The following is an 11,323-nucleotide window of genomic DNA, read 5'->3' on the forward strand; positions in this document are numbered from 1 at the left end:
CGCTAAGCTAGGATTAATGCTCGAAGAAGCCGCCGCTTAGGCGGCTTTTTTATGTCTGTGACTGACAGTCCTGCCCCCAGAATACTCTGGCAAAGACTTCATCGATACGACACTCACATCCCACTGAAGACCGCCGAAGCCGAGAAAGTATCTCGCACTACGCACCCAGCCGAGTTCGAGCTGTACTACAGCCTATAATCCTTGCCTGTAAATTCAGCTCACAGCTTGAAGAAGCCGCCGCTTAAGGCGGCTTTTTTATGCCTTTTTATCATCGGAACAACTTGGCTTAACCAGCTGACAAGAGACACAAAACTGATTTATCTTTATGGCCAAACTGCTATCATGAACACGCCGAATCACTTACCTTAGAATCCCATTATGTCTAGCCGCGATCCCTTCCAGTCTTTCACCTGGCACAGCGATATTTTTAGCTGTCAGAGTAATGATATCAGCAGCTTCTCTGCCCGCCTGACCGAGCAGGCCAACCGCCTTGGACTGCAGGTGCGCAAACTGGGCGATGCCGGCCCACACCCGCTGGAACTGTATCAATCGCCGGCCCAGAAGGCGGATCAGCCCTCTATCCTGATCAGCGCCGGCTTTCACGGCGAAGAGGCCGCCGGCCCCTGGGGACTGCTCTACTTCCTCAACGAACTGGAACCCGAACTCTTCGGCCAGCTCAACCTTAGCCTGCTGCCACTGGTAAACCCCACTGGCTTCAAGCGCGGCCATAGATTCAACAAGCTGGGACAGAATCCGAATCGCGGCTTCGTGCTAGAGAACGGCCGTGGCCGCAGCAATCAGGACACCTCAAGCGAGGGCGAGATCCTGCTGGCCCACTCCCAGCTGCTGGCCGCCGCCAGCAGAGACGGCATCCTCACCTGTCATGAAGATGTGCTGCTAAGCGACACCTACATCTACTCCTTCGAGGCCAACCAGCAGCCCGGCCAATTCAGCCGCGAGCTGCGTGACGCCCTGGGGCACTATTTCCCCATCGCCCAGGACGGACTGATCGACGACTGCCCGGTGCAAGATGGCATCATCTTCAACCACTTCGACCTCTCCTTCGAGGCCTTCCTGGTACGACTGGGCGCCAGCGTCGGCGTGTGTAGCGAGACCCCGGGCCAGCAAGGCTTCGACCAGCGTGTCCTGGCCAACGCCGCCATCATCAAACGTTTCGTCGAGCTGACATTAGCGAAGCGTTAGAGATATAAGCGAAGCGTTAAAGCTACAGGCGAAGCACTAAGCACCTTAGCTAAGGGCTTGCTCCAATAGAAAGCCAGGCACTAAGCCTGGCTTCTTGCTATCCGTACTATGGTCATCCACTCACGGCCGCTGGGCAAATAGCCCAAGAACTAACGGCAGAAAGGCGCCAGGGCCTCCAGCAGTCGCTGCATGTTCTGCTCGCCGTTATAGATGTGGGGCGATATCCGCATCCCCTGCTTACGCACATCCAGGCTGATATCGGCCTGGGTCAGCGCCTCGACCACTGCTTGCTGGGCTCCGCCAAAGTCTAAGATGGCGGTACCGCTACAGCGGGCCGGTTCCGAGGGGGAAACCAGGGCATCCCCCGCCTGTCGCCAGATACGCTCCAGCTGCATCAGGTTATGCTGGCGAACCTTGTCGCTACCCAGCTCGGCGAAGTAACCTATGCTGTGGGCCGCGATGGCGAAAGGTGCCACAGAAGGCGTGCCGCCCCAAAACTTGAGCGCCGAGTCGTGATAACGAAAGTGATGAATATCGAACTCGAAGGGGTTCTCGTGGCTAAACCAGCCCACATCCAGCGGCGAACACTGCTCGAGCCGATCGGCGCTCACCCAGAGGTAGGCCGCCCCCGGCCCGCCACAGAGCCACTTGACGCTGGAGCCCAACATGAAATCTGGCTTTAGGGCATTGAGATCCATTGGCAATACCCCGGCGGCCTGGGCCACATCGACTAATGAGAGCGCCCCCAGAGCACGCACCTTAGGCAGCAGATAGTCCAGCGGCGCCTGCTGACCCGTATTGGAATAGGCGTGGCTGATAAACACCAGATCGATATCGTCAGTCAGATAGGCCTGCCACACCTCGGGCAGACTCACGTCCTGGTTGGCTGGGATGAAACGTATCTCGGCCTGGGGCAGTGCCTGCGCCATGGCGAAGCCCATGCTGGGAAAGTCGTTCTCACTCATCAGAACCACGGCGCCGGGGCGCGTCAGCCTTGGCAGGGACTGCACCAACTTGGTGAGACCGCTGGAGAGGTTGACCTGGGGGCAGAATAGCCTGGCCTCGCTGTTGAACAGCCGGGCCAGCTGAGCGCGAAAATCCTCCACCACAGACAGCCAGTCGCCCCAGGGCTCTCGCCCCGAACCCTGCCAGGGCAGGAAGAAACGCTCATCGAACGCCTGACGCAGGCTCTGCAGCGGTCTGCCCACCGAGTGGTTGAGCAGGTAGACCGACTTGGGCATAACAAAATCACTCTGGTACATGGCTTACCCCTCTAGGCTGGCGCGCAGCCTGGCGATGTCGTCGAAACGGGTGCGTATGTCTTCGCGCTTGGCGGCGGCGCGCCTGTCTCTGAGCTTCTCCAGCGCCCCCAATAACACAGGCAGCGGCGGGCCACTGGCGGTAACCTTGTCGATATGCTGTGTTTCCATCTGCTTGGCGGGCTGGGCGATATACTTCTCCACCAGTTGATCATGATGTTGTATCGCCCCCTGGCCATGGGCATCGCATACTCGCAGGAACTGCGCCAGATTCTCCTGGTACCAGGGCTGGTCTCGCATCTCCATGGCCGCCAGGAAATCATCCATCAGGCTGGTGCGACGCATGCAGTCGCGCAGGATACGCTGGTCTTCCGGCATCATGTAGAGGAACTTATCCACCAGCAATTGAGAGTAGGCCGACTCGTTGGCGAAGCAGAGTCCCAGCTGCAGGTCGATCACATTGATACCGGCAAAGTCACCGGCGTTGGCACCGCGATAGACCTGCTGACCGACGCGATAGGGCTTGTAATAGGGACGCACGCTGTTGAAAAACGCCTGGGTATCGAGGCGATCGAACAGGATCTGATTGGAGGCGATCACCTGCTCCAGCGCCACGCGAGCCACCTCCAGCAGTTCGGCGGTCATGGGATGGGAGATCCCCAGCGGCTTAATCTTCAACAAGGCATCGGCGGCGCGCTTGTAGGCGAGGATCCCCTTGGTGTTGTAGTCGACAAACAGCTTCTCGTCGTCCAGATCGGTAAAGCGTTTGTAGAGGCCGTTAACCGCACGGTTGTGGGTGGTCAGATGCGCCGTGGCAAAGCGCGGCGTCACGCCGATGGAGGCTCCTATATGCATAGCAAGCGCCGAGGCCTCAAGCAGGGGCGAACTGGTCTCGCGGCTGGGCTCGGTGATCTCATGGCGGCGGCAGGCGGCCATGTAGAGGCCCACGTTACCCAACAGATCGAAGGCGGCATCGAAGCCCTCATCGGTATTGCCCTCATCCAACAGCGCCTTGATCAAGCTTCGGCCCTCGGCCTCCAGCCGTGCCTTTAACTCATCGCCTATCCCCTCCACGTTGGCGGGATCGCTCTGCTTCATATAGAGGCGCTCCAGCGCCGAGTTAATCTCGACAAACTCCTGCCTGATCCAGTGATCGAAGGCCGCGACATCTTGACTCATAGGGTAACTATCTCTTGGTTATTTTAATTATGACTCAATAAGCTACCACTAAGCCATTAGCGCAAACCTGCAATATCACCTAAATAAAAAGAGATTTTTTGGTGGATTCCGATAAAAATAATCACTTTAATAAGACTATCCGATAAATTACCCCAAGACCTATCGAGCTGCAGTGACAAGAGAGCACAAAGATGAAACTGGACAGTAAAGACAAGCAGATCTTAAACATACTGCAGGAGGAGGGGCGACTGCCCGTGGCCGAGCTGGCCAATCGCCTCAACCTCTCAGACACCCCCTGCCTCAGACGCATCAAGAAGCTGGAACAGGCGGGCTTTATTCAGGGCTATAGCGCCAGGCTCGACCCTAAGTCACTGTCACTCAATGTTATCGTCTACGCCTTCGTGCGCCTCACCGAGAACTCCGCCGCCTATGGCGAGCAGTTCGAGCAGGAGATGAGCCGCCTGCCCCAGGTGCAGGAGTGTTCGGTGATCACCGGCGCCCACGACTATCTGCTGAAGATCGTCGCCCACGATCTGCTGGAATATGAAGGCTTCGTCAAACACTCCCTCGGCGGCCTCAAGTGTATCGCCAGCATAGAGTCTACCGTGGTGCTGAAACAAACCTTCTCCCGCCATCAACTGCCAGTCGTATGAGACTGGTGATTTTTATAACGAAAGCGACTAATCTGTAGCAAACACCAGGTATAAAAGGAATGCAAATGCGCCCGATATTGCTGTTTACCCTGCTGTTACTGACCCTTGGGGCTCAGGCAGCCATCTACAAATGGGTCGACAAGGATGGCAAGGTTCACTACTCGGATACCCCGGTAGAAAACTCCACCCAGGTCGAGTTTAAGGAAAATACCGAAAATCAGATCAAGCTGCCGCCTCCCGTGGTAAGTGAGTCTTCGGCGCCCGCTAAGGCTGAGCCTAAGGAGCTGTATAAGCTGACCATCTCCAGCCCCAGCGAAGAGGAGACCCTAAGAGACAATAACGGTAATATCACTGTGATCGGTGCCATCACCCCAGATCTTGCCCCTGGCCATGGGCTGGTGCTGGTAATGGATGGTAAGGTCGTAAGCCAGCCTCAGGCCAGCCCGGTATTTAACCTGGAGAATGTGGATCGCGGTGAGCATAAGTTTGAAATCAGGGCCTTGGCACAAAACGGCAAACAACTTGCATCGACCCCTCCTAGAACCGTATTTCTTCACCGGGCCAGTGTATATGCGATTCCTAGGGCAACCCCTTTCGGGGGAAATTAAAAATTTAAGCCATAATTTTTAATAACTTAGAAAATCACATCCCTTAATACTCCCGGTGAAGACAGCTTGCAGCGTGCACCAAATTGGTGCACCATTATGGTGCAACCTACTTTCCGGGAGCCGTAAATGAACACAGACCCTCTGCTCAATCACCTGGTGACGGCCGTACTCGTCGTCTCAGATGATCTCAAGCTGTGCTATGCCAATAGCGCGGCCGAGCAACTGCTTGGGTTAGGCAGTCACCGCCTCACGGAGCACAGCCTACAAGACTGCTGCCAGCTGCTCAGCATAGATCATCAATTGCTGCGCAGCGCCATTCGCGAACACCAAGGGCTCACGGTCAACACCACCAACCTGATCACACTAGACGGACAGCATCACACGGTCGACATGACCCTGACCCCGCTGGAGGTCGAGCCGGATCAACCCGAGCAGGGCGTACTAGAGCTGCGTCAGGTGGATCAGCAGCGAAGGATACACCAGCAGCTCACCCTAGATGCCCAACAACAGGCGGCCCAATATCTGGTGCGCAATCTGGCTCATGAGATCAAGAACCCCCTGGGCGGCCTCAGAGGCGCGGCGCAGCTGCTGTCACGTGAGCTGGAAGACGCCGACCAGCGCGAGTTTACCGACCTCATCATAGAGCAGGCCGATCGGCTGCGAAATCTGGTCGACAGGCTGCTCGGCCCTCAGAAACCCACGGAGCACAGCCTGCACAACATACATGCGGTGATCCAGAAGGTGCTCAAGCTGGTGAGTGTCACCCTGCCGGACAATATCCACCTTATCCAGGACTATGACCCCTCGATCCCGGATATCGAGATGGATCAGGAGCAGCTGCAGCAAGCGGTACTCAACATAGTACAGAACGCCATTCAGGCGCTGGAGACAGAGGAAGAAGGCGGCGAGATCCGCATCAAGACCCGCACCCAGCACCAGGTAACCATAGGCACCACACGCCATAAACTGGTGCTGGCGCTCTCCATCATAGACGACGGCCCGGGGATCAAGCCCGAGCTGATGGATACCCTCTTCTACCCTATGGTCACGGGCAGGGAGCAGGGCTCCGGACTTGGGCTCTCCATCGCCCATAACTTTGCCAGACTCCACGGCGGACGCATCGACTGCGCCTCGGTGCCGGGCAAGACAGAATTTACCATATTGCTGCCGCTCAAGAGCTAGCGTAGGTGACCTTAGAGCATTCAACTTAAGAGAGTAGGTGTATGACAGAAAAAGTTTGGGTTCTCGATGATGATAGTTCGATACGTTGGGTCGTCGAACGGGCGCTCAAGGGCGCCAAGATAAGCTGTGCCAGCTTCGCCGCCGCCGAATCCCTGTGGCAGGCACTGGAACAGGCTCAACCTCAGGTGATCATCTCAGATATCCGCATGCCGGGCACAGATGGCCTGACCCTGCTGGATCGCCTGCAGCTGCACTATCCCCACATTCCTGTGATCATCATGACGGCTCATTCCGATCTCGACAGCGCCGTCAGCGCCTACCAGGCGGGGGCCTTCGAGTATCTGCCTAAGCCGTTCGACATCGACGAGGCCATCGGCCTGGTGGAGCGTGCCCTGAGCCACGCCAAGGAGCAGTCGCCCAAGGCCGCCAGCCAGCCCGAGGTTAAGGCCCCGGAGATCATCGGCGAGGCGCCAGCCATGCAGGAGGTGTTTCGCGCCATCGGCCGCCTGTCACGCTCCTCCATCAGCGTGTTGATCAACGGTCAATCGGGCACGGGCAAGGAACTGGTCGCCGGTGCCCTACATAAACACAGCCCACGCAAGGACAAGCCCTTCATCGCCCTGAACATGGCGGCGATCCCCAAGGAGCTGATCGAATCCGAGCTGTTCGGCCATGAAAAGGGCGCCTTCACCGGCGCCGCCAACGTGCGTCAGGGCCGCTTCGAGCAGGCCGACGGCGGCACGCTGTTTCTCGACGAGATCGGCGACATGCCGCTGGATGTGCAGACCAGGCTGCTGAGGGTGCTGGCCGATGGACAGTTCTATCGTATCGGCGGCCACTCGCCGGTGCAGGTAGATGTGCGCATCATAGCCGCAACCCACCAGAATCTGGAGTCATTGGTGGCCAAGGGCGATTTTCGTGAGGATCTCTTCCACCGCCTCAACGTAATTCGGGTACATCTGCCGCCGCTGTCCCAGCGTCGGGAGGATATTCCCCAGCTCGCACGCCACTTCCTGGCCACCGCCGCCAAGGAGATCAGCGTCGAGCCTAAGATACTCACCAAGGCAACCGCCGACACCCTGGCCAGCCTGCCCTGGCCCGGTAACGTACGTCAGCTGGAAAACACCTGTCGCTGGCTGATGGTGATGGCCTCGGGCCAGGAGATTCTGCCCCAGGATCTGCCCCCCGAGTTGCTGACACCCAGCACCAGCCAAGACAGCGCGTCGCAGTCGGGCGGCGGAGGCTGGCAGGAGGCGCTGACCCTATGGATAGATCAACGCCTGAGTGAGGGAGAGAGCGATCTACTGACTCAGATACAGCCTGCGTTTGAGAAGATATTGCTAGAGACGGCGCTGAAACACACCAAGGGACACAAACAGGAAGCAGCTAAGCGCCTGGGCTGGGGTCGTAATACCCTGACGCGTAAGCTGAAAGAACTCGAGATGGATTGAGTGAAAGCACCCAGCCTTAGGCTGGGTGCTTTGACGCCTCTTCCGAAGGCGTATTGTTTGCGCTAACAACAACACTCTCAGACTGACACTCGGATTCGATGACTTCACGAGGCATAGCCGCCTGCCATAAAGCCCCTACCCATAAACTTTGATTCGCTTTCATTTACCTTGCCCTCATTTTGCCAACTGGATCAAAGTAATCTTATAGCGACTATTAGTAAAATGAATAAATAGTATCCCGTGAATGCCATATTAGAATGAACATACCAATCAAAACCTTACATTATTTTCTCACCCTGGTTGAGACGGGAAACTTTACCCGGGCAGCGGAAAAGTCCTTCATCACCCAGCCCACCCTGAGCAAGATCATTCAGCGCCTGGAGGATAATCTGGGCCAACAGCTGCTGCACAGGAATAACCAGAAGATAGAGCTAACCCAGGCGGGTATCCTGCTGGAGCACAGCGCGCGGGAGATCCTGGGCCAGTGGCATAGACTGCAGGAAGACCTCACCAACCTGAGCGGCCTCAAGTCAGGCCACCTGCGTCTTGGGGTCTGCCCCATGATGAGCAGCCTGATCATCGACCTGCTCACCGCCTTTCGTCAGCAATACCCGGGGATAGAGCTGCAGATGTACGAGTATGGCGGCTTCGGCTGTGAGCAGGCGCTGCTCAACAACAGCCTGGATATCGCCTTTACCGCCCTGCCCACCACACACGATGTCGAGCTGGCCAACCGCGCCCTCACCCGCTATCCGCTGCTGGCCTGCCTGCCCAAGGATCATGCCCTGGCTCAGCAAGAGGCCGTGACCTGGCAGGACTTCGAGGCCTACCCCTTCATCCTCTACAACGAGGACTTCTCCCTGGCCAAGCTGATCACCCGCCTGAGCCACAAGGCGGGCGTGCAGCTCAACATCGCATTTCGCAGCGGCCAGTGGGACTTTCTGGCGACCATGGTGGAGGCCCAGATGGGGGTCGCCATACTGCCCGAGCCTATCTGCCACAAGTTGCAGGGCAGTGAGCTGGTCTTCAAGCCTATTCGCCCCAATCTCACCTGGGATCTGGCGCTGATCTGGCGTAAAGACTTGCCCCTGACACCGGCGGCCCAGGCGCTTTTGGATCTCAGCGAGCAGGCCCATCTGCACCCCTGATAAAGGTTAAAATTTACCGGATTTTCAGCCGAAAAAGGCTGACAATAAGTTATCTAACACTGATAACTGGGCCACGGACAGATAGAATCACTGGTAATCGTGCTGGCGGGTCCCACTTGCACAACAAAGGTGCAATTTTTTTCAGCGAGGATTCAAACGCTCGCCACTGCCCCAGATGCACGGTGACAGTAAACATGCCATTTTGTTTAAAACAATCAACCACCTAAGCTTAGTTTAACTGGTACTAAAGTACCGTTAAAAAGCCTTGCCGCCTCACTTTGCAGCCGTTAGCTTCCCCTAAGAGGTCTGACGTCCGACGTCTGACCTCTGCAGCTGAGTAATTAAAACTCAGTAGTAAAATCTAAGTAAAAAAACCTGAGTAATAAAACCTAAAACAACATCAACAAGATAAGAGAAATAAGCCAATGAAGATCTACCAAAAGCTCATGATGCTGGGTCTGTTTGCTGTCAGCCCATTGACTTATGCCACCTCCGGACTCGTGTTTATCCATGGCACCGGGCATCAAACAGATGCGCTGTCGGACTATTGGACGCGGGAATTTGTCGACTCGGTGCGCCAGGGGGCAGCCTCGCCCGATAACTATCTGGTGATCAACTGCGACTTCGATCAATACATGTGGGATGACGCCGCCGCGGGCTGTCTGGCCGGGCAACTCACCCAGTTTATCGACAGTAAAAACATTAACGACCTCACCCTGCTGACCCACTCCAACGGTGGCAACGTGGTGCGCTGGATCCTCTCCAACCCCACCTGGGACAGTCGCTATCCCAAGATCATCAACGCCACCTCCAGGGTGATCGCCCTGGCGCCTTCCAGCGGCGGCACGCCACTGGCCGATGCCGTCACTCAGGGCAATGTATTTGAGACCTCATTGGGTTGGCTGCTGGGCTACGGCAGCGATGCGGTGAAACAGCAGCAGGTCAGCTGGATGAGCAGCTATAACAACAGCTGGCTCTATGGCACCTCGGGTCGCCCGGCGCTGCCCTCCCCCTTCGAGGTGGTGGTAGGTTCAGATGTCGACTCCGCCTTCTGGGACAGCGACAGCTACTGCGCCGGCTATCAGTATCAGGTCGCCCTGGAGACCACTCAGAACTGGCTCGACGATTGCTCGGACGGCTTCCTGGAGTGTCAGTCACAATCGGCTGCTGGCACAGTCTGGTTTACCGACACCCAGCGTACCGCAGGCAAGGAGCCCCTGAGCCACCAGCAGAGCCGCCGCGCCTGCTTCAATCTCGACACCCTGATCCGCGACCATATCTAGGAGCCATAAGATGAAACCATCAATCAAAATGGCGAGTGTGTTCGCCCTGTCCGCCCTGCTGAGCGCCTGTCAAAACGATGAGACCCCAGCAGAAAATGCCCCAGAGGCCAGCGCCGTGACCGTTACCCAGGTCACTCTGCTGGCACCGACCTCGGGAGATCTCACCATAGACACCCTGGCAGCCACCGAGCTGCCACCGGTAAATGGTAGTCGCGGCGGCGTCAGCTTCAGCGCCCCCATTACCAGCGCTGCGCAGCTAGTGGCCCCCACCCAGCTAGAGCAGAGCAGCAGCGACCAGTATTGGCGCACCGTCTCGGGCGCCGAACTCAACAAGGGAATTAACCTCGCCGTGAGCCAGAGCGACAGCGTGATCCGCGTGGCCCCCCGGGGCGATGCCAGCTCGGGCGCGCTGCGCCACAGCCCGGCCATCTCACCGGATCAGCTGCGCCTCTACAAGGTCAACAAGCAGACGGTAGATAAGTCGGCATCTATGATCCAATCCATGAGTGATCCTCAGGCGATGGCGACCGCGGGTATCGTCGACGACTCCAGTGCCCTGAAGCTGTCACAACAGGCGACGCCGGGCATCTATCAACTGCAAGTTGTTCAGCCCCTAAGTGCCAACGACAGCTATCTGATCAACGTCAAGGAGAAGGGCAGCCCCTACCAGCTGGCCCTATCGGCCCCTAAGCGGCTGAGCAGCAAGGCACCGCAGCTGGCCTTCGATCTTAAGCTGAGCAACAGCGACATAGCGCTTAGTCCGACCGCGACGCTCAAGCAGAGCGATGGTCGCTACCACAGACTAGCCGTGATTAAGCAGGGCGATAACTGGCAGGCTCAGCTACCGGATGAGCTGGCGATGCCCAGCAGCAACTTAGGCCTGAGCGAGATCCAGGTCGACGTGGAGACCCGGGTAAATGGCCTGCCACTGATCCGCACCGTCAAGACCGCCTTCAAGCAATATGTGCCAGCAGCCAAACTAAAGGATGAGGCCAGCATCTACTGGCAGGATAACAAGCCTACTCAGGCGGTGTTCGACCTGCAGGTCGCCAGCCCGGGACGCTACCAGGTCTCTGCCGTGTTAGTGGGTACCGATGCTCAGGGTAAGCAGGCCAACATCTTGCGCACCGAGACGGCCCAGTGGCTAGACGCCGATGGTCAGGTCACCCTGAGCTTTGATGGCGAGCAACTCGAGGCCTCTGGCCTGGGTGCGCCCTACGCCATCAAGGCGCTGGAGCTTAAAGATCAGGGCCAGATGGCTCGCTTGAGTTATCTGGGCGAGGCCGCCACCCTCTAAAAGGAAAACTGCGCACCATATCTAGTCACATAAAAAAGGGCGCCCTTATGATTCACAGAG

At 57.4% G+C, this 11,323-nt stretch carries 10 protein-coding genes; 8 read left to right on the top strand and 2 right to left on the bottom strand.

Annotation, left to right across the window (positions count from 1 at the left end):
* Positions 1-378: 378 nt before the first annotated feature.
* Positions 379-1,203 carry an N-acetyl-ornithine deacetylase gene (locus tag GNT65_RS15205; protein ID WP_160797707.1) on the top strand — a complete coding sequence of 275 codons (825 nt, stop codon included), beginning with the start codon at positions 379-381 and terminating at the stop codon, positions 1,201-1,203.
* A 149-nt stretch (positions 1,204-1,352) separates the two neighbouring features.
* Here GNT65_RS15205 and GNT65_RS15210 read toward each other — a convergent pair whose 3' ends face one another.
* Together GNT65_RS15210 and GNT65_RS15215 are read right to left on the bottom strand one after the other, a co-directional pair.
* Positions 1,353-2,465: an aminotransferase class V-fold PLP-dependent enzyme gene (locus GNT65_RS15210; protein WP_160797709.1), complete on the bottom strand. Its 1,113-nt coding sequence runs from the start codon at positions 2,463-2,465 to the stop codon at positions 1,353-1,355.
* A 3-nt stretch (positions 2,466-2,468) separates the two neighbouring features.
* A complete protein-coding gene (locus GNT65_RS15215; protein WP_160797711.1) occupies positions 2,469-3,641 on the bottom strand; it encodes a PrnB family protein in 1,173 nt (390 codons plus the stop codon).
* A 191-nt stretch (positions 3,642-3,832) separates the two neighbouring features.
* Between GNT65_RS15215 and GNT65_RS15220 the strand changes: the two genes are divergently transcribed.
* From GNT65_RS15220 to GNT65_RS15250, 7 genes are all read left to right on the top strand, one after another.
* Complete coding sequence (locus GNT65_RS15220; RefSeq protein WP_160797713.1) at positions 3,833-4,294, top strand: Lrp/AsnC family transcriptional regulator; 462 nt, start codon at positions 3,833-3,835, stop codon at positions 4,292-4,294.
* A gap of 65 nt (positions 4,295-4,359) precedes the next feature.
* The gene (locus tag GNT65_RS15225) at positions 4,360-4,902 is read left to right on the top strand and encodes a DUF4124 domain-containing protein (RefSeq protein WP_181006314.1); all 543 of its coding nucleotides are present in this window, start codon (positions 4,360-4,362) and stop codon (positions 4,900-4,902) included.
* Positions 4,903-5,028: 126 nt separating this feature from the next.
* The gene (glnL, locus tag GNT65_RS15230) at positions 5,029-6,084 is read left to right on the top strand and encodes a nitrogen regulation protein NR(II) (RefSeq protein ID WP_041508879.1); all 1,056 of its coding nucleotides are present in this window, start codon (positions 5,029-5,031) and stop codon (positions 6,082-6,084) included.
* A 41-nt stretch (positions 6,085-6,125) separates the two neighbouring features.
* On the top strand, positions 6,126-7,535 hold the full coding sequence (gene glnG / locus GNT65_RS15235; protein ID WP_160797717.1) for a nitrogen regulation protein NR(I): 1,410 nt from the start codon (positions 6,126-6,128) through the stop codon (positions 7,533-7,535).
* A gap of 257 nt (positions 7,536-7,792) precedes the next feature.
* On the top strand, positions 7,793-8,683 hold the full coding sequence (locus GNT65_RS15240; protein ID WP_041508877.1) for a LysR family transcriptional regulator: 891 nt from the start codon (positions 7,793-7,795) through the stop codon (positions 8,681-8,683).
* A gap of 425 nt (positions 8,684-9,108) precedes the next feature.
* A complete protein-coding gene (locus GNT65_RS15245; protein WP_160797719.1) occupies positions 9,109-9,966 on the top strand; it encodes a hypothetical protein in 858 nt (285 codons plus the stop codon).
* 10 nt (positions 9,967-9,976) lie between these two features.
* A complete protein-coding gene (locus GNT65_RS15250) occupies positions 9,977-11,263 on the top strand; it encodes a DUF4785 domain-containing protein (protein ID WP_160797720.1) in 1,287 nt (428 codons plus the stop codon).
* The last annotated feature ends 60 nt before the right edge of the window (positions 11,264-11,323 follow it).

Origin of the sequence: Shewanella insulae (assembly GCF_009831655.1) — a bacterium.
In the GTDB taxonomy this organism is placed as follows: domain Bacteria; phylum Pseudomonadota; class Gammaproteobacteria; order Enterobacterales; family Shewanellaceae; genus Shewanella; species Shewanella insulae.

Excerpts from the sequence above, each read along its gene's own strand:
- GNT65_RS15245 (WP_160797719.1), top strand. The coding sequence starts at position 9,109 with ATGAAGATCTACCAAAAGCTCATGATGCTGGGTCTGTTTGCTGTCAGC.
- GNT65_RS15250 (WP_160797720.1), top strand. The coding sequence starts at position 9,977 with ATGAAACCATCAATCAAAATGGCGAGTGTGTTCGCCCTGTCCGCCCTG.
- GNT65_RS15220 (WP_160797713.1), top strand. The coding sequence starts at position 3,833 with ATGAAACTGGACAGTAAAGACAAGCAGATCTTAAACATACTGCAGGAG.
- glnL (WP_041508879.1), top strand. The coding sequence starts at position 5,029 with ATGAACACAGACCCTCTGCTCAATCACCTGGTGACGGCCGTACTCGTC.
- GNT65_RS15210 (WP_160797709.1), bottom strand. The coding sequence starts at position 2,465 with ATGTACCAGAGTGATTTTGTTATGCCCAAGTCGGTCTACCTGCTCAAC.
- GNT65_RS15225 (WP_181006314.1), top strand. The coding sequence starts at position 4,360 with ATGCGCCCGATATTGCTGTTTACCCTGCTGTTACTGACCCTTGGGGCT.
- glnG (WP_160797717.1), top strand. The coding sequence starts at position 6,126 with ATGACAGAAAAAGTTTGGGTTCTCGATGATGATAGTTCGATACGTTGG.
- GNT65_RS15215 (WP_160797711.1), bottom strand. The coding sequence starts at position 3,641 with ATGAGTCAAGATGTCGCGGCCTTCGATCACTGGATCAGGCAGGAGTTT.
- GNT65_RS15240 (WP_041508877.1), top strand. The coding sequence starts at position 7,793 with ATGAACATACCAATCAAAACCTTACATTATTTTCTCACCCTGGTTGAG.
- GNT65_RS15205 (WP_160797707.1), top strand. The coding sequence starts at position 379 with ATGTCTAGCCGCGATCCCTTCCAGTCTTTCACCTGGCACAGCGATATT.